We start from the raw sequence: 25,957 nt of genomic DNA on the forward strand, positions 1-25,957 counted from the left end.
CTGCAAACCTTTGCGGCACATCTTATCAGAAAAGAATCAATGCTGGATTTTCGTATAAGCGACTACGGTAGTTTCGGCTACCGGAACGGGGCAGCCCTCCGGAAAAATCAGGCAGAAAGCCACCGGACAGAGAAACGCCCCTCTTCACCGCAACAACAGCAATGAACAACGGGTTCGGAATGCTAACAATGTATGCATGTAAAAAACCGCGGGAGGCTGTCACAACACAAACGGTGAAATCTGTGGAGAAGCGTTTACAAAAGTGGGCATTGCTCACTACGAAATGAGGAAAAACCTGATAAAATCAATTTAAGCCCATTGTAAAAGGGCTTTTGATTGTATTGTTATTTGATATGTATTGCCCAGATAACAATAAGCAGCCTGAAGGCGCTGCACAAAAAATTTGTAACCAAATCAAGCACTATACAATGAGAAGCCATGTACTAGCCTGGTCGGGGCTGTGCTATGCCTTTTTCTGCTATACCCCCAGCAGCGCATACACGAAACCCGAAAGGTATCTCATCGTTCAGCAACAGCCTGCTGATACTACCGTTCCGGTTGTAATCAAGCCCGCTGCTGCCGACACTGCCGCCAAACCCCGGCAGGATACCACCAGAAAACCCGCTCAGGACACGTCCAAACCCGCTCAGGATACCAGCAAACCTGCTCAGGGCACCGCTGTCCCTAAACAGGACACCGCTGCAAAACCCAAACAGGACACAGGCCTGATCCTGCCGCCGGACGACGCTACGATAAAAAAAGAAATAGGGCAGTTTACGCTCAAGGGCCTCGTGAAAGACGATAAAGGCACGCCCGTTCCCGGTGCGCTCATCCGTAACAAAACGGCCGGCACCAACGCGCAGTCCGGTCCCGATGGCAAATTCACTGTCAAAGCGAAACAAAACGACACCATCACGATAACTTCACCAACGTTCGGAGACCAGACGATCATCGTGGAGAAGAAAGAACCGCTGACAATTACGCTCACCCCTGTAAATGCCAACAAAAAAGTATTGGGAGAAGTAGTGGTCACCGCCCTCGGTATCAAGAAAAACCCACGCTCCGTAGGTTATGCCATGCAGGAAGTAAGCGGCAGCTCCGTTCAGGAAGCCAAAGAGGTGAACTTCGTCAACGCCCTCACCGGTAAAGTGCCGGGCGTACAAATCAATACCAACACCGGCTCCATGGGCGGCTCCTCTAAAATCACCATCCGTGGCGTAAAGTCCATCCTCGGTGATAACAACGCCTTCTTCGTGATAGACGGTGTGCCCATGCAAAACAACAGCACCAACGACGCAGGACAGCTCAACGGCGGCGGTGGTTACGACTTCGGCAGCCCGCTGCAGGACATCAATCCGGAGGATATTGAAAATATCTCCGTATTGAAAGGCGCTGCCGCCACCGCCCTCTACGGCAGCCGCGGCGCCAACGGCGTGATGCTGATCACCACCAAAAAACGCCCGGACGCGGAAAAAGGCATCGGTGTCACCTACAGCCTCAACGCACAGATCGATCAGGTGTACAAACTGCCTACCTACCAGAATATGTACGGCGGTGGCGCAAGCCCCCGGTTCGATACCCTCTATTACAACGAACACCCGGAAGCCTTCCTCAACGAAAAAAGCGCTGCATATGATGATAATAACGGCAAAGGCCGCTATGACCTGATGCCGCAGTACTATGAAGATGCTTCCTGGGGCCCGCGCCTGGACGGCCGCCTCGTACGCCACTACTGGTCATGGGACAAAGACAAGGGCAACCCGCTCTTCGGTCAGACAGCCCCCTGGGCAGCCCATCCCAACAACGTGAAGGATTTCTACCGCACCGGCTTTACCCTGACGAACAATATCTCCATGGCCGGCAGCAACGATAAAGGCGGCTTCCGCCTGTCCTACGGCAATATGAACCAGAGCTTCGTGCTGCCAAATGCCACCACCAGCCGTAACAACCTGTCGTTCAACGGTAACTATGAAGTGACCAAAGGCGTAAGAGCGGTAGCTTCCGTGAACTACGTAGGACTGAAAGCCAAAGGCCGCCCCGGCACCGGCTTTACCGGCCCCAACCCGGCCCTGCAGTTCACCATGTTCGGCCAGCGCCAGCTCGATATCGAAAAAGAAAAAAACTATAAATACAGCGACGGCTCCCAGATCACCTGGAACCGCAAATCCTGGGACGACCCCGCGGTTCAGTTCAGCAACGGCCCCTACTGGAACCGTTACATGGACTATGAAACTGACAGCCGTAACCGCCTCTTCGGCTACGCCGGCGTAGACATCGACGCCAACAAATGGCTCTCCTTCACCGGCCGCGTATTCATGGACGATTACAACACCCTCGAAGAAGAAAGGACCGCCAAAGACTATCTCATCGGCGGATACATCAAAAGGGTGCGCACCTCCCGCGAAATGAACTACCAGGTGACTGCCGATATCAAAAAAGACTTTGGCAAGGAATTCCAGCTGAATGCCAGCGTAGGCGGTAACATTATGCACCGCAAATGGACCACCACCGGCGGCAGCACCCAACAGGGCCTGCTGGTAAAAGACGTGTATAACCTGAACAACTCCGTACAACCGGCTAAAATCATCGATGAGTTCTACGAAAAACAAATCAACTCCGTATTCGCTACCGCCAATCTCGGGTATAAGAACATGCTGTTCCTTGACCTCACCGGCCGCAGCGACTGGAGCTCCACGCTGCTGAGCGGTAACAACCAGTACTTCTACCCATCAGCATCCCTGTCTTTCGTGTTCTCCGACCTGCTGAAAGAATGGAAATGGCTCACCTTCGGTAAAGTAAGAGGAAGCCTCGCTGCCGTAGGTAACGACGCCGATCCTTACCGGATCTACGATACCTACGAGTTCCAGCCGCCTTTCGGCAACTACCCGGTCACACAGGCTTCCGGCACTAAATACACCAGGGACCTGAAACCGGAACGCACCACAGAAATAGAAACCGGCGTAGAACTGAAATTCCTGGACAATCGTATAGGCGTAGACTTTACCTACTACCGCCGCAGGACCAAAGATCAGCTGATCTACCTGTCCCTCCCGGCTGCTACCGGCTATACCACCGCCTATGCCAACGGCGGGGAAGTGGAAAACAAGGGTATAGAAATTGGCCTCAACCTGAATCCCATCCGCCTGAAAAACGGCTTCCGCTGGGATATCAACGCCAACCTGGCCCGCAACCGCAACAAGCTGATCAGCATGAACATTGACCAGTACAATACAGACCTTCCTGTGTATCTCATCGGCACCGACCGCCGTACACAGAAAGTATCTGTGGTAGCCATGGTAGGCCAGCCGCTGGGTACGCTCATCGGTACTGACTACACCTACCTGAACGGAGAAAAAGTGGTAGACGCCGCCGGCCACTATGTACCCACCACCAAGAGCGTTCCGCTGGGTAATGCCTATCCGGATTATGTAGGCGGTGTGACCAACACCTTCACTTATAAAGGCATCTACCTGTCTGCCCTGGTGGACTTCCAGCATGGCGGCAGCTTCTTCTCCTACACCAACCTGTACGGAGAGAAATCAGGCCTGCTGCAAACTACCGTGGAAAACAATATCCGCGAAAATGGTATCGTCGTACCGGGCGTAACAGCGGACGGTCACCCCAATACGGTTAAAATCACCGCGCAGGACCACTTCGCCGCCAATGGCGGCAATGTGATCAGCCGCGCCAACATGTACGACGCCAGCTATATCTACCTGAGAGAAGCAAAAATCGGCTATAACCTGCCGGAATCATGGTACAAAAAGATCGGCGCCCAGAGCGCCCGTCTCTCCCTGTATGGCCGTAACCTGTGGCTGATCAAGTCCAACGCGCCTAACGTGGACCCTGCCAATATCCTCAACTCCTCTTCCAACATACAGGGGATTGAAGGAGGAGCACTGCCTTCGCTGCGTTCCTATGGTTTAAACCTGAATGTATCATTCTAAAATTTGTGAAGATGACCAACAAGATTTTAAAATATAGCTCCGCTTTACTGCTGTTGGCCGCCATGGCGTTCACCGGCTGTAAAAAGCTCGACGATATCAATCACGACCCAACCAAACCCACCACTGCGGAACCGCAGTACCTGCTGGCCGGCTCCCAGAAGGCTGCCATGGACGTGCTGTACAGCGGTCTGCAGAACGGGTACATCGCCATGCACTACGCCCAGTACTGGTCTGCCAACTCCCGCACGGACGACAGCCGCTATAAACTGGATGAGGGTAACAACTCCACCATGTGGAACAATCTCTACCGTATTTCGCTGAACAATCTGCAAACCATTGTACGGCAAAATGCCACCAAACCCGCTACGCCGGAACTGGCGGTCCAGACAGCCATCGCCCGCGTTTCATCCTGCTGGATCTACCAGATACTGGCCGATGCCTATGGCAATGTGCCTTATTCCAAAACGTTCCAGCTGGATGGCGGCAACCTGAAACCCGCCTACGACGATGCCAAAGGCATCTATGGCCATCTGCTCGATACCCTTCAGGCTCAGATCGCCATATTCGACGCCAATAAAGGCGTAACCGCTACCGGTGATGTGATCTACAATGGCGCCTCCGAGAAATGGGCCAAACTGGCGCATTCCCTGATGCTCCGCATCGCCATACGCATGGCCGACGCGGACGGCGCCAAAGCCAAACAGATCATCGAAGCTCACTACCAGCTGGCATTCACCAGCAACGACGACAATGCCCAGTTCACCTACCTGAACGCAGCACCGAATAAATTCCCCTTCAACGATTCCGAAAGGGAAATTCCTGACTTCTTTGTCAGCGGCACCATGGTAGACTACATGCAGGCTACCGGCGATCCCAGGTTGCCGATCTACGCCCGTCCGTCCAAAGACGACAAAGCACTCAAAGGCATGCCGTATGGCTGGGCCAGCGCCGACGCCACCAGACCTGCACCGGGCCGTTTTTCCTACCCCGGCACGCAGATCTACAGCGCTACCATGCCCGGTATCCTGATGAACTACGCTGAAGTTGAATTCATCCTGGCAGAAGCCGCCGCACGCGGCATGAGCGTGGGTGAAGCGTCTACCCACTACGTGAATGGTATCAAAGCCTCCATCGACTACTGGAAAAAACTGACCAATAACACCTCCATTACAGACGCTGCTGTTGACAAGTTCGTGGGAGCGGTGCCCTACAATGCAGCCGACTGGCGCAACGTGATCGGCACCCAGAAATGGCTGGCGCTGTATCCGCAGGGCTTCCAGGGCTGGTTTGAAAGGACCAGGCTCAATTTCAAAAAACCGGGTGGTCAGGCGCTGTTCATCGCTCCTGTATCAGGCAGCATGGACCAGTCGGCCCCCTTCGTACCATACCGCCTCACTTACCTCGTTACCGAACAGGCACAAAACCAGGCCGCGTATAACGACGCTGCCAAAGCCATCGGTGGCGACCTGAAAGGCACCAGGCTGTGGTATAACAAATTTTAAGACATAAGCACTCAACTAAAACAATCAACCGGCGCCTGCTTCTGCAGGCGCCTTTTTTATGCCCTTTGTTGACAAAATGCTACCGGCCAACGGTGCCCCCTCTTTCATCTTTTTTAAATATCAACATCAAAAAATTCGTAAATGATGATTCTGCCTTATCTTTAAGCCCCCCTATAGTAAGTTTTAAGCAATTTTATGAAGAATGTACTGTTATTAATGGCTGTACTGGCATTGTCACGCTATGCCGCAGCCCAAGAGACTACGCATGCCTATCAGCACTGGTACACTTATTTTGGGAATGTAAAAATCAATCAGCGCTGGTCAGTCCCCTTCGATATACAGGGACGTATCCGCGATGGCATCAGCAACAAAGGACAGCTGCTGATGAGGGCAGGACTGCAATATGCCATTACGTCGCAACACCAGGTGCTACTGGGGTATGCCTTCGTGCCCACCTATAACAGCATCAGCAATACCTGGCTGCCGGAACACCGGATTTTTGAACAATACATCTACAAAGCACCTAAAATTGATATGACACATCGTTTCCGGCTGGAGCAACGCTGGGTGGCCCAACCCAACAGTCCCGACGCCCATGCAGCCATCGGAGACTGGAAATATGGCAACCGCCTGCGTTATTTTAACCGGACCCAGCTCAATATCCGGCACAAGCAGCAGTCCACCCGCTTTTATGTGGCCTTACAGGATGAAATATTCCTAAACCTGTGGGGAAATGATATCAGTAACCTTTTCTATGATCAAAACCGCTTTCTGGCAGCGTTTGGCTATAAGTTCAACGGTTCCCTGAAAGCCGATATCGGCTATATGAACCAGTTCGTACAGGGAGGAAATGGCGCACGGAGCATGAACCATATCCTGCACTTTGCTGTCTTTCAACAACTGTAACCGTGAATACATGAAACTGTGAATTATGTATTCACAGTTTCTGCCATATCCTTAAATCCCAGGTACGCGTCTTCCGTTTTAAAGGCGCTGATGGGGATCAGGAAAAAGGTCTTTTTATCGCGATAGAGGAAGAAAAATTTTTTGGTTTCCACCACTCTGGAGAAATGACGCCAGCTGATCGCACGTTCATGATCGCTGGAGCGGGTGGATATCCGGATGCCCTCTTCAGAGTAGCGGAGATGAATATCGTCCTTGAAGGTAGCGGCTTTGTTGTAGATGGAAATGGGGAGGAGATACCAGAAAACGAGCCCCAGCAGCAATACCATGATGGTAATACCTGAAAGGGCGCCAGGCGTGACCAGATTAAAGACATATCCGGCAATAGTGGCCAGCAGGAGGATAACGAGGGTGTTGCGGAACACCTTTATTTCTCCCCGGTGCAGAAAATGATAGCGTAATGCGTGTAACACATCTCCTTTGTTATAACTAAACTCTAACTGCATTAGGCGCCTGACAAAACGATTTTTATCTGTTTACGGAAATCGACATAGGATTATCCATTTCATCACGTACAGTAACAGGTGCTTCTTTCTTACGGTTACGCTTCAGGGTGGAGAGGTACTCCTCATTGAAGCCCGGAAAGTTTTTCTTGATGAAAAGGAAATATTGTTGCAAGGTCTTCGGGTCCACTTTAAAAGGGAACACCATCTCCTTACCACTTCCTTTCAGGAAGTCGTTGGTGTTTATTTTAGTTTCGTTTTGTAAATACCATTTGTATAGGTCCACAATAGCTTTTTCCAACTCTGCTTCATCTACTTTCTCCGTTGTCTCTACCCGGGGGAATAATAACACAAAGTCTTCTACCCTTACAGGCTTGGATTTGTCGTTGTTTTTGGCATTATTACGGTTATCGTTGTTATCACCGTTTTTATCTCCATTGTTGTCTTTCTCCTTGTCTTTGTCCCCGTTCTTGAAACCGGTGCTGGTATTGTCTCCGTTACCATTCCCGTTACCAGTGTTGGCATTTGCTGATGTGGCTGCGGCCAAAACTACCAACAGCATGAACAACAGCTTTGTCATAAGGCATCCAATTTTTCGAGTCTTAAAAATACAATTATATTCCGAGATTTCTAACCCTGAAAAAAAATACGTAGAACCACGTACCCTAAAAAAACAAAAGCAATGGACGAACCATTGCTTTCGAGAGTCATTTACAGTGCATGATGAATCATGCGGTGTAGGAATATTTGGTTTTTCATAGGACAGTAACCATAATAAAAATTAATACAATAACAAATATAATAAAATTATATGGTGACAGAAGGAGAAGTCTAAAAATTAAATAATTTTTAATATGAGATCGAAAAATCTCAGAAATGAAAAATTAAAGCCTTGAAATTAGATAAAATAAAATATAAGATTTCCCTGCGTCGGGAGAAGAGGAGAGAAGTAACTGGGAATGGTTCCCAAAAAACCAGGGTTTTAAAAAAAAGTAAGGGCGCCTAGAAAAGCGCCCTCAATTTGTTACTATCCTATGAAAACCCTATTTGAATACAAAGATAAGTGCATGTTATTTTTCTTTGAAATTTTAAAGGCACAATAACATCTCGTTAACAAGAGTTGCAACATCGAATCAGCTACAACCCATGCTGTTACCGCAATTCAGGCATTTGTAACATGTGCCTGACCGCACGGTGATATGCCCGCAAACGTTACAGGCAGGGGCATCCCGCTGCATGCTGCGTAAGTAATCCTGTGTGCTGCTTTCACTCTGATGCGCTGCAATCGCTTGCTGTTTGGGCGTTTTGGAAGTATTGGCTGGTTGCCCGTTGCCTACAGTTACACGCATACCGGATAAAGACGGCGGTTCTCCCGGCTCCTCCTCGTCCTCTTCACCTGTATTACCTGGTGCATCCAATATATGCACCAGGTCAGTACGCCCCAGGTATTCATATCCCAATACCCGGAAAACATAATCTACCAGCGATGTGGCTGACTTAATGTTCGGATGGTCCACCATACCGGCAGGCTCAAACCGCGTGAAAACAAACTTGTCCACAAACTCCTCCAACGGAACACCATACTGCAATCCTACGGAAACAGCTATGGCAAAGCAGTTCATCATACTCCGCAAAGTAGATCCTTCTTTGGCGAGATCAATGAATATCTCTCCCAGCGTACCATCATTGTATTCGCCGGTACGCAGGAAAATAGCCTGTCCGCCTACTTTCGCTTTCTGTGTGAAGCCACCCCGCTTCGACGGTAGCGTTTTACGCTCCACAATACGGGACAACTGCCGCTTCAGCGTCGTGTCCTTGCTGGCCATCATCCGCCGGTTCACTTCTTCCAGCAACTCATCGATAGTGGCCTGCTCCAGGTCGGGCAACTGTACAGCACCCGCCGTTATCGCCGGCGCCGCATCCGCTTTTTTCTTCTTCTCACTCTTATTACTCAGCGGCTGACTAAGTTTGCTGCCATCGCGGTAAAGCGCACAGGCCTTGAGGCCCAGCTCCCAGCTCAGCATATACGCATCTGCTATTTCATCTACTTCCGCTTCATGCGGCAGATTAATGGTTTTTGAAATAGCCCCGGAAATAAAAGGTTGTGCCGCCGCCATCATCCGTATATGTCCGTGCGGATGAATATACCGCTGCCCGTGCCTGCCACACTTATTCGCACAGTCAAACACCGGCAGATGCGCTTCCTGAAGATAAGGAGCCCCCTCTACCGTCATAGTGCCACACACATAATCATTAGCCGCTTCTATCTCTGCATCCTGGAATCCGAGCGCATGCAGCAGGCTGAAATCGAGATTAAAATACTGCTCCGGTACAAAGCCCAGCCTTTGCAGACAGGCTTCCCCGAGCGTATATACGTTAAACACAAAAGAGATGTCGAAAGAAGAAACCACCGCGGTATCCAGCTTTTTCAACTCTTCGGCAATGAAACCTTTTTCACTGAGCGACTGATGATTGATGTACGGCGCGCCGGCAAAAGAACCGGTGCCCTTCGCATAATCCACGATCGCCTTGATCTCATGCGGCTGATAACCCATATGCTGCAAGGCGGTGGGAATAGACTGGTTGATGATCTTAAAATATCCGCCGCCGGACAATTTCTTGAACTTCACCAGCGCAAAATCAGGCTCCACGCCAGTCGTATCGCAATCCATCACCAGCCCGATAGTACCGGTCGGCGCTATCACCGTCGTTTGTGCGTTCCTGTAACCATGCTTTTCACCAGCCTGCACTGCTTCATCCCAGGCCCTTGTTGCGGCTTTCAACAGGTAATCGGGACAATACCGCGCATTGATGCCACGAGGTGAAATTTCGAGCCCTTCATATGCTTCAGCGGCATCGTAGGCCGCTGCCCGGTGATTACGCATCACCCGCAGCATGTCTTCCCTGTTTTCTGCATACCGCGGAAATGCTCCCAGGCAGGAGGCCAGTTCAGCGGAAGTCTGATAAGCCACGCCGGTCATGATCGCCGTAATAGCGCCGGCAATGCCCCTCGCTTCTTCGCTGTCATAAGCGATACCGCTCACCATCAGCATAGAGCCGAGGTTCGCATAACCCAGCCCCAGCGTACGATAATCATAACTAAGCTGTGCCACTTCTTTAGAAGGGAACTGCGCCATCAGCACGGAGATCTCCAGCACCGTGGTCCACAGCCGCACAGTATATTCAAACCCCGGCACGTCAAACAGGCTCTTTTCTTCGTCAAAAAACCGCCTCAGGTTCACCGATGCCAGGTTACAGGCGGTATTATCCAGGAACATGTACTCGGAACAGGGATTGGAAGCGTTGATACGGCCTCCCTGCGGACAGGTATGCCACTCGTTGATAGTGGTATCGTACTGGGTGCCCGGATCTGCGCAACGCCACGCGGCATAGGCGATCTGGTCCCACAGCTCCCGCGCTTTGACCGTCTTCACGGCTTTGCCGGTGGTACGGGCTATCAGGTCCCAGTCCCCCTCGGCAGCCAGCTGCCGGAAAAAGCTGTTGGGGATACGAACGGAATTATTGGAGTTCTGCCCGGATACCGTCCGGTAAGCCTCCCCCTCATAATCGGCGGAATAGCCGGCGGCAATCAGCGCCGCCACCTTTTTCTCTTCTTCTACCTTCCAGTTAATGAAGTCCAGCACCTCCGGATGGTCCAGGTCCAGGCACACCATTTTAGCCGCACGGCGGGTAGTACCGCCTGACTTGATGGCGCCGGCCGCCCGGTCGCCGATTTTCAGAAAACTCATCAGGCCGCTGGAAGTGCCGCCACCACTCAGTTTCTCACCTTCTCCCCGGATATGCGAAAAATTGGTACCTACACCGGAACCGTATTTGAAAATACGGGCTTCCCGCATCCAGAGGTCCATAATGCCACCATCGCCCACCAGGTCGTCTTCCACACTGAGAATAAAACAGGCATGTGGCTGGGGCCGCTCATAGGCAGAGGTCGATTTTTCCAGTTGACCCGTATTTTGCTCCACATAATAATGCCCCTGCGGTTTACCCTTGATGCCATAGCTCTCATACAGGCCGGAATTGAACCATTGAGGAGAATTGGGCACGCATGCCTGGTTCAGCATGCTATATACCAGCTCGTCATAAAATGTCTGTGCGTCTGCTTCCGACGCGAAATAACCGTAACGTTCGCCCCAGGCACGCCAGCAATTGGCCATACGATGTACCACCTGCTTCACCGATGTTTCACGGCCCAGACTGCCATCTTCCTGTGGTACGCCCGCCTTGCGGAAATACTTTTGTGCCAGGATATCTGTCGCAATCTGCGACCATCCCCGAGGCACCTCTACATTGTTCATCTCAAATACCACATCCCCACCGGGGTTACGGATCACCGAAGAGCGGAGGTCATACTCAAACTGTTCATACGGACGCATCCCTTCTTTGGTAAAGAACCGGGAGAAGGCCATGCCACGCTTGCTGCTTGCTGGATTTTTCATACCCAAAATTTTTCCAGGATTAAAAGAATATATGAAAGGGGGGTATTCTAAAATTAGTTTTTAAATGCCTCGGACAACCGGATTATTTTGCACAACTTGTGGATAATTGTATCAACACTTTCCGGACAGGATTGTTATACACCAGACTGATAACATAAAATCCGGCTTAAAATTTGTCGTTACTCAAATTTACCTGTGTGGATGCGTCTTGTAATGCCATAGGTATCATGAAGTTCATGAATAGAAAATGAATTACATGCATATTTATTTAGCATTGTGGGTTATTAATAAAAATATTATACATTTGCGACAACCGGAACAATGCGCTATTGATGTACAATAAAATATACACTTCGTTCATCGAAAGAAAGGCTAGGAAAGAAAAGGCATTCGCGGTTTTAATTGATCCGGATAAGGTAACGCCTGCTGGTATCATTGAACTTGCCGCGAAATGTACCGCTGCCAAAGTAGATTATATCTTCCTTGGCGGCAGTCTGGTCATCACCAACCATCTGGATGAATGCGTGCAACAATTGAAAGCCAGCTGCGATATTCCTGTTATTTTGTTTCCAGGGAGCCCTTCGCAGGTTTCGAGATATGCAGACGCACTCCTTTATCTTTCCATGATTTCAGGCAGAAACCCTGAATTGTTGATCGGTCAGCACGTAGTATCTGCGGCTGCCGTTAAAAAAAGCCAGTTGGAAGTGATTTCCACCGGCTATATGGTTATTGACGGAGGTGCGCCCACTACCGTTTCTTACATCAGCAACGCCACCCCCATACCTGCCGACAAAGCGGACATTGCCATGTGCACCGCCATGGCAGGGGAGATGCTGGGCATGAAAGTGATCTACATGGATGCCGGCAGCGGCGCCCGCAACCCGATCACGGAAACCATGATCAGCCGGGTAGCCAGCCAGGTGGATGTACCTATCATCGTTGGCGGCGGTATCCGCGACGCTGAAAAAGCTTACCGCAACTGTAAAGCCGGCGCCGATATCATCGTAGTAGGCAACGCCATCGAAAATGATCTCTCCCTCATCAAGGAACTGGCAGACGCAGTACATTCCACTGCACCCATTACTATTTAGAAATTTTTTGATGTACGATTTTTTGATTTTGTCCCTTTTTGCGAAGATTCAAAACAAATTAAAATAAAGAAGAAGACCGAAGCAGCTTTTATGGCTCGCTTCGGTCTTCTTCTTTATCAATTAACGAAATCAAAAAAAATCGTACATCAAAAAATTTCTAACTATTACAGGCTCATCATCTCTTTGAACTTAACTGCCTGACGGCGGCTTACCTCAATCTTCTCACCCCCCTTCATCTCCAACAGCAACCCGCCATTGAAGTAGGTATCGATCTTTTCGATCATTCGCAGGTTGACAATGTGTTTACGGTTGGCCCGGAAAAACACCCGCTCGTCCAGTCGCTCTTCCAGCGCATTCAACGACTTCAGGATCAATGGTTTGTTAGTCTCGAAATACACCCGTGCATAATTGCCTACGCTCTCAAACAGCCGGATTTCCTGCAATTTTACAAACCAGCAGCGGTCCCCGTCTTTCACAAATACCTGATCATTCTCGGACAACAGGGTGCGTATGCCCCCGGAAGCAGCCAGCCGGTCCTTCTCGTCCTGCTGATGCAGCTTATGGATGGCATCCGCCAGCCGCTTGGGCTCCACCGGTTTCAGCAAATAATCCAGCGCATTGTATTCAAACGCCTTCAGCGCATATTCGTCATATGCGGTCGTAAAAATCACCTGCGGCGATTTCTCCAGCTCGGCCAGTAAATCGAAACCCGTTTTGTCGGGCATCTGGATATCCAGGAACAGCAGGTCGGGATGCAGGTTCTCTATCTTCTCGATACCATCCTTCGCGTTCACTGCTTCACCTACCACCACTATCTCCGGGTGGTCTGCCAGCAGTTTTTTCAGCTCACTCCTGGCCAGGCGTTCATCATCTATTATCAATGCTTTTTTCATTGGCAATATGAAGTTTGGTTGATGACAATTTTTTTTAAACATTTAAAGCCATAGCCAGGCAAAACGCCCCGCTATAGCGGCTTCCGAATAACAAGTGCGTCAGAGTAACGGCATCACCACACGCGCTTCCACCGTTGCCTCGTCTTTATTCCTGATATCAAAGGTAGCCCTGTTTCCGAACAAAAGGCTCAACCGTTGCCGGGTGCTCTCCAATCCAAAACCATGGCCGTTTAACACGTTCTTCTCTACCAGTTGCCCGGTATTCTCGATGGTAATTTCATGCTCCATGCCCTTTAACCGCGACGCTATAAATACCGACCCGCCGCTGACCATCCGGGAAATACCATGTTTGATGGCGTTTTCCACCAGCGTCTGCAACATCATGGGCGGCACCTGCAGCTCCAGCGTATCAGGATCTATCTCATACCGTACCTGTAACCGCTCCTCAAAACGGATGTGTTCCAGTGCAAGGTAATCTTTTACAATGTTTAATTCATTTTCCAGGCTAACGGTCTCTACCTTTTCTATCGCCATGGAACTGCGCAGAATGTTGGACAATTCTGTGATCGCTGTCCTGGCCCGCTGCGGATTCTCATCCACCAAAGCCCGAATGCTGTTCAGCGCGTTAAAGATAAAATGAGGGTTCAGCTGTGCTTTAATGGTCTTCAGCTCCAACTCCTTCACCGTGGCCTCCAGCTTCAGCCGGTCTACCTTCGCCGTCCGCGTCCTGTCTACATAATGCCAGACGAAATAAATCACCCACCAGATAAAAGAGATCGCAAAAGAAGACAGATACCCCCTTTCTACCAGTGTCATAAAGAAATTCCCGCCTTTCGGCAGGTTTCCTCCCAGGTAATCTACCAGCAGGTTATTGCCAAAATATAAGGTCTGGTTGGTGCAAATCACCAACAACAGGAAGATAACCAATTGTTTTTCAAAGCTGTAGCTTTCCCATCCTTTAAGTTTATTCAGGAGGGTCCGGAACAGATGGGTAGCAGCAATACCGGAAATGATAAAAATGATCAGATAGACCGTCACCACCGACAGGTCTGCCTTTTTCAAAGTGAAGTTGAAGAATAAAGTGACCAGAAAATACACCGACCATCCCAACAATTGCCCCCACCAATATTTGGATACTTGTTTAAGCATTCATTCAAATTAGTAAACTTCCCCAGTTTACCAAAAATACCTTAAGGCCCTGCCCACCGAAACCTAAATGTTATAAATGGCGAATCAGAACCGGTAAATGGCGAATCCCCTGTACCGAATGGCGGATTAACAGGAATTACGGGGTTTTTCCCGCCAAATGTCGCCGGATAACGCTTATTTTTTAGTAGTTTTGTTTTTAATTAAACCCTGAACCATCAAAACAGTATGAATATCACGGCCGGTTCACTTTTAAGCCAGATAAACTCCCCAGCGGATTTGAGAAAGCTGAGTAAAGATCAGCTGCATCAGGTGTGCGAGGAACTGCGTCAGTACATTATTGACGTGGTAAGTGTACATGGCGGCCACTTTGCCGCCAGCCTGGGTGTGGTGGAGCTCTCAGTAGCCCTCCATTACGTCTTCAACACCCCTTATGACCAACTCGTGTGGGACGTGGGACACCAGGCTTATGGACATAAAATTCTTACCGGCCGGCGCGACGCCTTTCCGACCAACCGGAAATACAAAGGCCTCAGCGGATTTCCTAAAAGAGACGAAAGCGAATACGATACTTTCGGCGTAGGGCACTCTTCTACCTCCATCTCCGCCGCACTGGGCATGGCTATGGCCTCCCATTACAAAGGAGAGCTGGACCGCCAGCACATTGCCGTTATCGGTGATGGCGCGATGACGGCCGGTATGGCGTTCGAAGCGCTCAACCACGCCGGTGTGGCCAATGCCAACGTGCTCATTATCCTCAACGATAACTGCATGTCCATCGACCCCAACGTGGGCGCACTCAAAGAATACCTGACAGACATCACCACGTCCCCCACCTACAACAAGCTGCGGGACGATGTATGGCACCTGCTCGGCAAACTGCCGGTAGGCAAACGCTTCACCCGCGAAATGGCCTCCAAACTGGAAGCCTCCCTCAAAGGCGTAGTGTCCAAATCCAGCAACCTCTTCGAATCACTCCAGTTGCGGTACTTTGGTCCGATAGATGGTCATAATATCACGAAGCTGACCGATACCCTCCAGGACCTGAAAGATATTCCCGGCCCTAAACTGCTGCATATCGTTACCACCAAAGGTAAAGGCTATGCCCTCGCAGAAAAGGACCAGACCACCTGGCATGCGCCGGGTCTCTTTGATAAAATCACCGGTGAAATCTTCAAAAAGCAGGTCGACAGGCCACAACCTCCTAAATACCAGGACGTTTTCGGCCATACCATCATCGAACTGGCAGAGAAAAACGATAAAATCATCGGTATCACGCCCGCCATGCCTTCCGGCTCCTCCCTCAAATTCATGATGGAGAAAATGCCCGACCGCGCCTTCGACGTAGGTATCTGCGAACAACACGCCGTTACCCTCTCCGCCGGTATGGCCACCCAGGGCATGCGCGTGTTCTGCACCATTTACTCCTCTTTCTTCCAACGTGCTTTCGATCAGGCCGTACACGATGTGGCCATCCAGAACCTGCCGGTGATCTTCTGCCTCGACAGGGCAGGCCTGGTAGGAGAAGACGGCCCTACCCACCACGGCGCCTACGATATTGCTTATATGCGCAGTATCCCCAACGTGATCATCAGCGCCCCCATGAACGAAGAAGAGCTGCGTAACCTGATGTACAGCGCCCAACTGGAAGAAAATACCCATCCATATGTGATCCGCTATCCACGCGGACAAGGCGTTATGCCCGAATGGCGTACTCCGTTCAAAGCCATCAAAGCCGGTACCGGCCGCAAAGTCCGCGACGGTAAAGATGTAGCCATCCTGTCCTTCGGTCATGTGGGCAACTTTGTAACGGAAGCCTGCAAAGAACTGATCAGCGACGGGCTGCAACCCGCCCACTACGATCTCCGCTTCGTGAAACCACTGGATGAAGCGATGCTGCATGAGGTGTTCCGCAATTTCAGCAAAGTGATCACCGTGGAAGATGGCGCCATCACCGGTGGCGTAGGCAGCGCTGTAGTGGAATTCATGTCAAAATATAACTACCACGCACAGGTGAAAATGCTCGGCATCCCCGACAAAATCGTGGAACACGGCAAACCGGAAGAACTGTACCGCGAATGCGGCTACGACCCCGCCGGCATCGCCCGCGCCACCCGGGAAATGCTGCGGGAAAAAATCACCGTCACCGTCTGATAACAATATCATTCCCAATAAAAGGAGCGAAGATCCCGCCGGCCATTCAAAGATCCCGGCGTATCTTCGCTCCTTCATTTTTTGTATGCCCGTAACTTAAGCGATATGTATTTGCAATTAAGGATTGTTGATGTAAAGAAAGAAACACCCGGCACCAACACCTACTACCTGGAAAATACCACTCCGGAACCCGTCGTTTACCAGGCCGGACAATTCCTTACGTTCATCATTCAACTTCACCAGAAAGAATATCGCCGTTCCTATTCCTTCAGCTCCACCCCAGGTATCGACCCACTGATGGCTGTCACCATCCGCGAAAAAGAAAACGGGGAAATATCCCGCCACCTGCTGCGTACCTGGAAAACCGGCGATATCGTGACGGCCGTAGAACCGTCCGGCAGGTTCACCTTTGAACCGTCGCCCGACGAACGCGATATCTTCCTGCTCGCCGCAGGCAGCGGTATTACACCAGTGTTTTCCCTGCTGAAACAAATACTCAGGGACGAACCCGCCGCCAAAATTACCCTCATCTACAGCAACAGCACCCCGGAAAGGACCATTTTCTACGAACAACTGCGGAAGCTGGAGCAACAGCATCCCCGCCGCCTCAACATCCTCTTCCTCTTCAGCAACGACCCGGACAGCCACCACGCCTACCGCAGGCTCAATAATATCCTGTTGGAACTGCTGGTCAACGAGCATCTGCTGTATCACAAAGACGCCACACAGTTCTTCCTTTGCGGCCCTCCGGAATATATGCGCATGATCCTGCTTACGCTGCATTTTATGGGTTTTAAAGACGCCCAGTTGCATAAGGAAAACTTCGTCATCACCACCGAAGCCAAACTGGCCAGGACCACCATCCCCTCAGATGATACTCCCCGGGAGGTGAACATCCTGCTGCGTAATGAGCACTATACGCTGACCGTGCCTGCCAACCAAACCATCCTCAGCTATGCGCTGGAACATGATGTACCGCTGCCTTACAGCTGCAAAGGCGGGGTATGTGGCTCCTGCACCGCCCAATGCACCAGCGGAAAGGTATGGATGTCTGTCAATGAAGTACTGACCGATAAGGAACTGGCGGAAGGACTTATCCTCACCTGCGTAGGTTATCCCGCCAGTGAAAAAGTGGACATCGAATTATAGATAATCAAAATGTAAATAGTTTTATTAATCATACCACTCTGATTATTATTTTTTACATGCGACTATTTTCATTAAATTTTAGCAAATTCGAGAAATGCAACGCTCCCCGATTAAGATGGCAGGTTTGTGTTTGCTTTTTGTAATCATTATTATCAATGGTTATCTCCTTACCGGAAGCGAATCATCCACTCAAAAAACCTGGCTTATTCTCAATGAAACTGTACTGTGCAGCGCCTTTGTGCTGTTAACCGCCACGCTTATACGCAGACAACCGGTTTCACAGTTCGAAAATCTCTACATCAATCATCCCATCCCCATGTGGATCTATGAAAAGGACACCCTCCGTTTTCTGTTCGTGAACGAGGCAGCCTGCAAAAAATACGGCTATACACGTCGCGAATTCCTGACCCTCACGATCAAAGACATAAGGGAAAATGAAGAGCTCGACGCGTTGATGGACAATGTCCGGGAACGCTGCAACGGCTCCGAATACCGGGGTATCTGGAAACATCGCCGTAAAAACGGCGAGAATTTCTTTGTGGAGATCTATGCGCACTCCGCCTTCTACGAAGGCAAAGAAGCCCGCTTTATCATGGCGAAAGATGTGGATGAACAGGTACGCACCGCTAAAGAAGCACATCAGCTGGGCATCCGGTATGAACTGCTGGCGCAGGCCACCAACGACGCCCTCTATGACCGCAATCTCATTACCAACGAAGTGCTCTGGAAACACGGACTGGAAAGTATGTTTCAGCATCCCACCCAACCGGACACCGACCTGTTTGTATGGTGGAAATCCAATGTCCATCCGGCAGACGGTCCCACTGTGATGAGTTCCCTAGATACCTGCCTGCAAAACAGGAACAGCTCCTGGTCGCAGCAATACCGCTTCCGCTGCTCCGACGGCACCTTCAAATACGTGGTGGACCGGGCGTTCATCATCTATGAAAACGACCAGCCCACCCGCATGATTGGCATCGTACAGGATATTGACCAGTACGTAAAACAGGCTGTACGCCTGGAAAAACAAAATAAAACCCTGAGGGAAATCGCCTGGATCAACTCACATGAAATACGCAGGCCGGTGGTATCCATCCTAAGTATCACCAACCTGTTTGATAAAAGCAATCAGGATGTGCATCTCAATTCCCGGCTAATGGAATGGCTGCACCAATCCACCAGGCAGTTGGATGAAATCATTCACAAGATTGAACATAAGGTGAAAAACATCGAATAATACCGGCTACAGTTCACTGTCCATAAAATGGTTGAAATCTGCTTTCAGCTCCATAAATAGTTTCTGGAAAACCTCCATGCGGTTGGACATGGTATCGTAGTCACAAACGGGCCGGTCGTCGTGGATAACCGTGGGTGACTGGGCCGAGAGTTTTTTGGCACATTGTTTAAGATCGTGGAACATCTCGTCGGCAACTTCCCGCTGTCTTAATAAACGGTTCTCAAAATGTTCGACATTGGTCATCACTTCCCGGGGCGCAGAACTGAGGGCTATTTGTTCCAGGCGCTCCCGCATCATTTTTACATCTTCTCTTACTTCGTTTACTTCTTCTTTCCAGGAATTGATCTGTTCTGTCAGATCTGTTGGCTGTGTTGTAATTTCCATGGTGTATTGATTTAGCCATTAACAATAATGATTCATCATTACCCAAGCAGTTTTTCCGATATCCACTTAGCAGTATATATCCTGTCACTGTTAACAAAGATCCGCTTCTAAGGTACAACCTTTTTCAATGCCCCCCTCACAACTTTCGCGGTTCTTCCGGTATTGTTTATAAATATCTGCCGAACTCGGGAAACCACGCCATCGCCTCCAGGATACCGCCTGTACCGATGCGGCCGGCTTGCAGCACATTGCGCATTCCCACCGTGCGGGCCAGCAGCTCCGGTTCAGCACCGCCCACCACTACGCCTTTGAATCCTATCTCATACATAGTATAATCATTCATCGTATCTCCCGCCACCAGCACCTCATGATGCGGCAACGACAGCACTCCTAACAGTTGCTGCAGCGTATTCCCCTTGTTGACACCGCGGGGAAGAATATCCAGGTACTTTCCGGCAGACAGTACCAGGTCGCAATGCAACGATTCCGCAATTTCGCGCGCCGTGTCAATATCTGTAGCATCATCGTAATAATAAGAGCAACGATACTGCTGGTGCGCATCCTGATGCAACAGTCCCTTCACCGCTTTCAGCTGCTCCCGTACATGATCACCGGGCCACAGCCTGGCAATGTCCGACTGTACAGGCTCTACCGATATCAGCGAAGCCAGGTGCGTTACCGTGGCGCCCACGTCACAAATAATATATTCCGGACGGGGAAGATATGGATCTTCCAGTAAAGCCAGCACACTACGTATACCCCTTCCCGTTACAAATACCAGTTGAATGTCTTCCCTGATGCGGACCAGCTCGTATAGCTGTTCTTTGTCAGCCGCGGAGCCGGCCAGAAATGTTCCGTCAAGATCTGTTGCTAATAACATTTTGATGATTATCGGTTAGCTGGTTAATATAAACAGTTTGTGTGGGAAATGCAAATTCAATGTCTTCCTTCTGAAAAATTTCAAACAACTGTAGGTTGATAGCCTGCTGCCTGTCCATGTAAAGACCGTAATCACCGGCCAATATAAAATAAACATTCTCAAATTCCAGACTGGAATCAGCAAAATTCAGAAAATGAGACCTGTCGAATGCGGTATCCGGCAACCCGGTAATAATTTGTTTTACCATCTCCGGTATACGCGCCAGCTTCGCGGCCGGAGTATCATACGTAACGCCAAATTTGAAAACAATCCTGCGCTTCTCCATGCGCTTGTAATTATGCACACGGGAATTAGTCAGATCTGTATTGGAGAACACCAGTTGCTCTCCGCTGATACTGCGCAGCCGTGTGGTTTTTATTCCAATATATTCAACGGTGCCTGATTTGTCCTGTACCACAATAAAATCTCCAATTTCAAAAGGCCTGTCAAAGAAAATCACAAAATAACTAAAGAGATCTCCCAGGATCGTCTGTGCGGCCAATGCGATGGCGATACCGCCAATCCCAAGCCCTGCCACAAATGTGGTTACATTTACCCCCCAGTTATCCAACAGAAACAGCAACCCTACAATCCATATCAGCGCAGATACCAATATCATAATCCCTTTTACCTGCTTGGTTTTTTCTTCTCCTCTTTCCTGTTTTCGCAGAAAGTTGGTAAAAACATACATCACCACGGCAGAAATCAGGCGCACCGAAACAACCATCACACAAACAGAAAAGAAAATATGGAGCCATTTGGCGGGCGTGGGTTGGATGGCCAGATTTTGCAGGCTTGCGTACAATGCCCCCACATACAATAACGGCATCAATGAACGTTCAATACCCCTTATGATCAAATCATCCGTTTTCCCCGGAGTGCTATCAGCCCATTTTTTCAATTTTTTTAATAACAGATTTTTGAATATCAGGATCAGCAATACCAGTATAACTAACACTCCAATGGCTATCAGATACTGCTGAACGGTGTTTCCCCAATACTTTTCAGTTAAAAATGAATTCATAATCAATGGTTTACAATATTTAATAAAATAACAAAGAGACCGTCTTTCCGGCGGTCTCTTGTATATATTAATAATATAAAGAAGCGGAAAATTAATGCAGCATAGGCACATCTATCAGCAAAAACGTTGCCGGTTTCACCACTTCCACTGTTACTTTTTCGTAATCAGATAAGCCAATGGCATCGCGCGTTTGCAATACTTCCTCTGCTACTTTTACTTCTCCGCTGAGGAGGAACAGGTAACTGCCAATACCCGCTTGCTTCGGCGTCAGCTCCACTTTTTGCCCCGCTTCAAAATCACCGAGAGAAAACCAGGCATCCTGGTGAAGATGCAGCGCCTGCTGTTGGTCGCCATCCGGCGCCACCACCACCTGCAAAGCATTATGGCGGGCAGCAGGATCAAAAGTACGTTGATCATAACGCGGAGTGATATTCCTTTCTTTCGGGAACACCCATATCTGCAGGAAGCTCACATCTTCCGTTTTGGAAGCATTGAATTCGGAGTGCACGATACCACTGCCGGCGCTCATCACCTGTACGTCGTTTTTCTGTATCACGCCCCTGGTACCGGTATTATCGCGGTGCTCCAGGCTGCCGTCCAGCACAATGGAAACGATCTCCATATTGTCGTGCGGGTGCGCACCAAAGCCCATACCACCTTTTACCTGGTCATCGTTCAGCACGCGTAATGCGCCGAAATGAATTTTGTCGGGATTGTAATAATTAGCGAAGCTGAAAGAATGATGACTTTTCAGCCAGCCATGGTTAGCGTATCCTCTCTCGTCTGCACGTTGTATAATCTTTTTCATAGCTATTGTTCTCCTTGTTTTTACGCTACAAAGGTCGGTATAAAGGGAGGGGAATAAAATGGATGATCTGTTGAAAAACGTGGACAAAAAAAATGCAGCGGATAACCGCTGCATTTCCCATAAAATCTATTGAACAATGGTTATACCAGTACGGCATCCATGGTGATGTTGGTGTTCAGCAGTTTGCTGATAGGGCAGTTGGCTTTTGCATCTGCCGCCATTTCAGCGAACTTGGCAGCATCCAGGCCGGGAACGCTGGCTTTTACTTCCAGGTGGCTGGAGGTAATAGCGCCGTTTTCCAGGGTGATAGTGCATTTGGTGTCGATGTTACCCGGAGTTAAACCGGCACCGGAGATCACGAAGCTCAGTTTCATGGTGAAACAACCGGCATGGGCTGCAGCAACCAGTTCTTCCGGATTGGTGCCTACACCTTCCTCAAAACGGCTGCTGTAGGAGTATTGGGTACTGTTCAATACGGTTGACTGGGAAGTAACGGTACCTTTACCTTCTTTACCTGTGCCTTGCCAGTTGGCAGTTGCAAATCTTTTCATGTTAATATACTTTAAATAATTTGAGGTGATTAATCTGTGTAGAGGCCCCAAATTACAAAAATAAACAGGATTATCATGATCAAAAAAATAACCCGGCGGGATTCCGCCGGGTTATGACAATCTCTCATGGTTCTTCTTATAGCTCTTCGTTCATCGGGTGAATCAGCTGTAATCCTATCGGTCACATTTAAATAACTTCCACAAATTCAGCGATTGGTTTTCTCACTTTCTTCGCATACTGCATGGTATCTTCTTCCGCTCTGAAACCAATGGCTGCAATCACTACAGTCGCCAGTCCTTTATCCTTGAGTCCTAAAATTTCGTCGTATTGGGCAGCATCGAAACCTTCTATCGGACAGGCATCGATACCCTCGGCAGCGGCGGCCGTCAATAAGGTGCCCAGTGCCAGGTAGGCCTGCTTGGAGGTCCACGCGGCAGCACCTGCTGCATCCAGCCTGTTTACCGTACCTTTCATTACCCCGGCGAAGCCGGCAAGGTCTTCCGGATTGATATTACGCGTAGCGGCTATATTATTCGTATAATCGTCTACGTGGGATTCATTCAGGTCGCTCACCCGGGCAAACACTACCAGTTGCGAGGCATCTGTGATCTGTGGCTGGTTCCAGGAAGCAGCCCTCAGTCTTTCCCTGATGGCCGGATTTTCAACGATCAGCACCTTGTAAGGCTGCAAGCCGTAAGAAGAAGCCGACAACCGGGTGGCTGTAGTCAGCCTGTCCAACTGGGCAGCTGTCAGTTTCTTCGCGGGGTCAAACTTCTTCACAGCATAACGCCATTCCAGTTTTTGTATAATATCCATCATCGTTCTTTTTATGCTTGTTTGATCATTTGTACGCTGGCCAGCAGTTTCACTTCATCGCTCAGCAATACGCCGCCTGTTTCCGTGGTAGCGTGGAAAGTAAGACCAAAATCCTTACGGTTGATTTTACCGCTCAACTCGAAGCCTGCTTTGGTTTGACCCCAGGGGTCCACTACTTCACCGCCAAATTCTACTTTCAGTTCTACCGGGCGGGTGTTGTAGCGGATGGTGAGGTCACCGATCAGTTTATATGTTTCATCATCGATCTTTTTCACTTCTTTCGAAACGAACTGCAATTTGGGATACCGGGCAGCGTCAAAGAAATCGCCTGCCAGCAGGTGCTCGTCACGCTGGGCGTTCTGTGTGGTAACGCTGTTGATATCGGCGCTGAAAGAAATATTGGCAGTGCTGAAATCGTTACCTTCAGTTTGCATAGTAGCGTCGAATGTACCGAACTGGCCGGTAACGGTAGTGATCATCAGGTGCTTTACTTTAAACTGTACATCACTATGGGTGGGATCAATTTTCCAGGTTGTCATACAAGTATGTTTTGTGTTGTTTTTTATAAATAGCTGTTTATTGTTCGTGATTAATTCAGAAAGCCCATTTTACCGGCGTTGTAATCATTGATGGCTTCGTTGATTTCCTCCGGTGTGTTCATCACAAAAGGACCATAAGCCACTATCGGCTCGTTGATAGGCTCGCCGCTCAATAGCAACATGCTGGTGTCTGCAAGCGCGATAATGGTAATATCAGTACCATCATGCCCGAAGAGAACGGTTTCCACGCCTTTGGCCACACTGCCGTTGATGTCCGCTTCTCCCTGCATCACCACCGCCATGGTGTTGAAATGCGCCGGGAAAGCCACTGTTATGGTATCGCCTTTTTTAAGTTGCACATCCAGTACGTGGACAGGGGAGAAGGTTTTTGCCGCGCCCTTTACATCGTTATATTCTCCTGCAATCACTCTTACATATCCTTCTTCACTAACTTTCACTACCGGTATCTCCGCTTTGGTAAGATTCTGATAACCAGGCTTGCTGTTTTTATATGCTTTCGGAAGATTTACCCACAACTGGGCCATCTCTACTTTACCGCCCCGTTTACTGAATTCCGTTTCATGCTTTTCTTCGTGCACGATACCGGAGGCAGCGGTCATCCACTGTACGTCACCGGGAGCCAGTTTACCATGACTGCCGGTAGAATCGCGGTGTTCCAGTTCGCCCTGGTATACCACGGTAACAGTTTCAAATCCTTTATGCGGGTGCTGGTCCACGCCACGCGGTCTGTTGGTGGGCGGGAAATAACTGGGGGCGCCATAATCCATCAGGATAAAAGGGCTGACCAGGTTGTTCTGGGAACGGGTACCGCCGGGCAGTACGCTGTGGACCCTGAATCCATCGCCCACCATATGGGGAGCGGGTGCTGTTAAAATCTGACTTACATGTTTTATGTTTTTCATAATTGCCTCCTTTAAAAGACAACACAAAAATACATGTTGCAACATCTATCTGGAATGGATAAAACACCTTCCTTGATGGACTTTTTTACCCGGAGGGGGCAAATCAAGGCTGGTGGCTGACGGAGCGGGAGGCTTCCTTAAACTCGGAAGGGCTCTGGGAGGTATACTTCTTGAAAAAGCGGCTGAAATAATGGGGATCGTCAAAGCCCAGTTTATAGGCTATTTCTTTAGCTGTGAGGTCGGTATTATAGAGAAAACGCTGGGCTTCAAGGATGACCCTGTTTCGAATATGCTCTCCGGCGGTAATTCCGGACAATTGTTTGCTGATTTCATTCAGCAGTACGGGTTTTATATGCAGCAGCGCCGCATAATCCGACACCGTCTTGAGTTCCCGGTACTTTTCTTCGATCAGATTTTTGAATTTCAGGAAGATGGAGCTGTTATGTACGGCATGTTGTTCGGCCGGTATAGCTACACTCCGGCCTTTGATACGCGACACCAGCACCAGGAAATAACGCAGCAGCCCATGCAGCGCCGTTTCGTATTCCGGCTCGCGGGTAGTGAGCTCTTTCAGCATCAGGCGGACAACAGATTCGATATCGGCCGACTGTTCGGGGTCCAGCGTAACAATACTGCTGAACTGATCATTGAAGAAAAGGCCGGAATTGATCCCGGACACCTGGGTCTGGTCTTTCAGGCACATAAAAGCGTCCTGGAAAGCAATCATATATCCGTCAATCCTTTCACTCATCTGGAGTTTATGGACCTGGCCGGGGGCAAGGAAAAAGAGGGTGTTCTTTTTAACTTCGTGCGTAACGGTATCAATCGTATGCAGCAGGGAGCCTTTTTTGATCCAGTAGATCGTGTAGAAATCGTGCCGGTGAGGCACGCCTGCCTGGTCAAAAAAGTGTTCCCCCAGCTCGCAAATGCTGGACACTACAAAGCTTGGATCAGCCTGCGCGTAGGCTGGCAATGATATGATATCGATATTGTCACGTTTCTCGCCCATT

General features: G+C 49.5%; 21 protein-coding genes. 7 read left to right on the forward strand and 14 right to left on the reverse strand.

All coding sequences use genetic code 11. The features are described 5' to 3' along the window. The first annotated feature begins 428 nt into the window (after positions 1–428). From B5D63_RS13340 to B5D63_RS13350, 3 genes are all read left to right on the forward strand, one after another. Complete coding sequence (locus B5D63_RS13340) at positions 429–3,947, forward strand: SusC/RagA family TonB-linked outer membrane protein (protein WP_159456012.1); 3,519 nt, start codon at positions 429–431, stop codon at positions 3,945–3,947. 11 nt (positions 3,948–3,958) lie between these two features. After that, positions 3,959–5,449, forward strand: a complete 1,491-nt coding sequence (locus B5D63_RS13345; protein ID WP_078669282.1) for a SusD/RagB family nutrient-binding outer membrane lipoprotein — start codon at positions 3,959–3,961, stop codon at positions 5,447–5,449. Between the two features lie 195 nt (positions 5,450–5,644). Continuing rightward, the gene (locus B5D63_RS13350) at positions 5,645–6,355 is read left to right on the forward strand and encodes a DUF2490 domain-containing protein (RefSeq protein WP_078669283.1); all 711 of its coding nucleotides are present in this window, start codon (positions 5,645–5,647) and stop codon (positions 6,353–6,355) included. Positions 6,356–6,378: 23 nt separating this feature from the next. Here the strand turns inward: B5D63_RS13350 and B5D63_RS13355 are convergent, their stop codons facing one another. The 3 genes from B5D63_RS13355 to B5D63_RS13365 form a co-directional block, all read right to left on the reverse strand. Continuing rightward, complete coding sequence (locus tag B5D63_RS13355) at positions 6,379–6,825, reverse strand: YcxB family protein (protein WP_159456013.1); 447 nt, start codon at positions 6,823–6,825, stop codon at positions 6,379–6,381. A 55-nt stretch (positions 6,826–6,880) separates the two neighbouring features. Beyond that, positions 6,881–7,435, reverse strand: coding sequence for a hypothetical protein (locus B5D63_RS13360; RefSeq protein WP_078669285.1), 555 nt, complete (start codon positions 7,433–7,435; stop codon positions 6,881–6,883). Positions 7,436–7,988: 553 nt separating this feature from the next. Further along, positions 7,989–11,312, reverse strand: coding sequence for a vitamin B12-dependent ribonucleotide reductase (locus tag B5D63_RS13365; RefSeq protein WP_078669286.1), 3,324 nt, complete (start codon positions 11,310–11,312; stop codon positions 7,989–7,991). Between the two features lie 332 nt (positions 11,313–11,644). Between B5D63_RS13365 and B5D63_RS13370 the strand changes: the two genes are divergently transcribed. Next, positions 11,645–12,403 (forward strand): phosphoglycerol geranylgeranyltransferase, encoded by a 759-nt coding sequence (locus B5D63_RS13370; protein ID WP_078669287.1) that lies wholly within the window; start codon positions 11,645–11,647, stop codon positions 12,401–12,403. Between the two features lie 164 nt (positions 12,404–12,567). Here the strand turns inward: B5D63_RS13370 and B5D63_RS13375 are convergent, their stop codons facing one another. Together B5D63_RS13375 and B5D63_RS13380 are read right to left on the reverse strand one after the other, a co-directional pair. Further along, positions 12,568–13,296, reverse strand: a complete 729-nt coding sequence (locus tag B5D63_RS13375) for a LytR/AlgR family response regulator transcription factor (RefSeq protein ID WP_078669288.1) — start codon at positions 13,294–13,296, stop codon at positions 12,568–12,570. Positions 13,297–13,395: 99 nt separating this feature from the next. Further along, positions 13,396–14,445 carry a sensor histidine kinase gene (locus B5D63_RS13380; protein WP_078669289.1) on the reverse strand — a complete coding sequence of 350 codons (1,050 nt, stop codon included), beginning with the start codon at positions 14,443–14,445 and terminating at the stop codon, positions 13,396–13,398. 225 nt (positions 14,446–14,670) lie between these two features. Here B5D63_RS13380 and dxs point away from each other — a divergent pair, with 225 nt between their 5' ends. The 3 genes from dxs (at position 14,671) to B5D63_RS13395 (ending at position 18,982) form a co-directional block, all read left to right on the forward strand. Further along, complete coding sequence (gene dxs, locus B5D63_RS13385) at positions 14,671–16,596, forward strand: 1-deoxy-D-xylulose-5-phosphate synthase (protein WP_078669290.1); 1,926 nt, start codon at positions 14,671–14,673, stop codon at positions 16,594–16,596. 105 nt (positions 16,597–16,701) lie between these two features. Continuing rightward, a complete protein-coding gene (locus tag B5D63_RS13390) occupies positions 16,702–17,745 on the forward strand; it encodes a ferredoxin--NADP reductase (RefSeq protein WP_078669291.1) in 1,044 nt (347 codons plus the stop codon). A gap of 94 nt (positions 17,746–17,839) precedes the next feature. After that, positions 17,840–18,982, forward strand: a complete 1,143-nt coding sequence (locus tag B5D63_RS13395; protein WP_078669292.1) for a PAS domain-containing protein — start codon at positions 17,840–17,842, stop codon at positions 18,980–18,982. A 6-nt stretch (positions 18,983–18,988) separates the two neighbouring features. On the opposite strand, the gene B5D63_RS13400 is transcribed toward B5D63_RS13395, so the two are convergent. From B5D63_RS13400 to B5D63_RS13440, 9 genes are all read right to left on the reverse strand, one after another. Next, the gene (locus B5D63_RS13400) at positions 18,989–19,366 is read right to left on the reverse strand and encodes a hypothetical protein (RefSeq protein ID WP_078669293.1); all 378 of its coding nucleotides are present in this window, start codon (positions 19,364–19,366) and stop codon (positions 18,989–18,991) included. Between the two features lie 166 nt (positions 19,367–19,532). Continuing rightward, positions 19,533–20,246 carry an HAD-IIB family hydrolase gene (locus B5D63_RS13405; RefSeq protein WP_078669294.1) on the reverse strand — a complete coding sequence of 238 codons (714 nt, stop codon included), beginning with the start codon at positions 20,244–20,246 and terminating at the stop codon, positions 19,533–19,535. Further along, a complete protein-coding gene (locus B5D63_RS13410; protein WP_200817000.1) occupies positions 20,224–21,420 on the reverse strand; it encodes a mechanosensitive ion channel family protein in 1,197 nt (398 codons plus the stop codon). Before B5D63_RS13410 ends, B5D63_RS13405 begins: the two co-directional genes overlap by 23 nt. Then, a complete protein-coding gene (locus B5D63_RS13415) occupies positions 21,401–22,117 on the reverse strand; it encodes a pirin family protein (RefSeq protein ID WP_078669296.1) in 717 nt (238 codons plus the stop codon). The genes B5D63_RS13410 and B5D63_RS13415 overlap by 20 nt, the downstream gene beginning before the upstream one ends. 140 nt (positions 22,118–22,257) lie before the next feature. Beyond that, the gene (locus B5D63_RS13420; protein WP_200817001.1) at positions 22,258–22,668 is read right to left on the reverse strand and encodes an OsmC family protein; all 411 of its coding nucleotides are present in this window, start codon (positions 22,666–22,668) and stop codon (positions 22,258–22,260) included. Between the two features lie 187 nt (positions 22,669–22,855). Next, positions 22,856–23,485 (reverse strand): NAD(P)H-dependent oxidoreductase, encoded by a 630-nt coding sequence (locus tag B5D63_RS13425; RefSeq protein ID WP_200817002.1) that lies wholly within the window; start codon positions 23,483–23,485, stop codon positions 22,856–22,858. Between the two features lie 11 nt (positions 23,486–23,496). Further along, positions 23,497–24,024: a YceI family protein gene (locus tag B5D63_RS13430; protein ID WP_078669298.1), complete on the reverse strand. Its 528-nt coding sequence runs from the start codon at positions 24,022–24,024 to the stop codon at positions 23,497–23,499. A 50-nt stretch (positions 24,025–24,074) separates the two neighbouring features. Continuing rightward, a complete protein-coding gene (locus B5D63_RS13435) occupies positions 24,075–24,947 on the reverse strand; it encodes a pirin family protein (RefSeq protein WP_078669299.1) in 873 nt (290 codons plus the stop codon). Positions 24,948–25,050: 103 nt separating this feature from the next. Beyond that, entirely contained in the window at positions 25,051–25,956 is a 906-nt protein-coding gene (locus B5D63_RS13440; RefSeq protein WP_078669300.1) for a helix-turn-helix domain-containing protein, read from the reverse strand. Between the last annotated feature and the right edge of the window lies 1 nt (position 25,957).

The sequence above is a fragment of the Chitinophaga eiseniae genome (genome assembly GCF_900167135.1).
Classification (GTDB): domain Bacteria; phylum Bacteroidota; class Bacteroidia; order Chitinophagales; family Chitinophagaceae; genus Chitinophaga; species Chitinophaga eiseniae.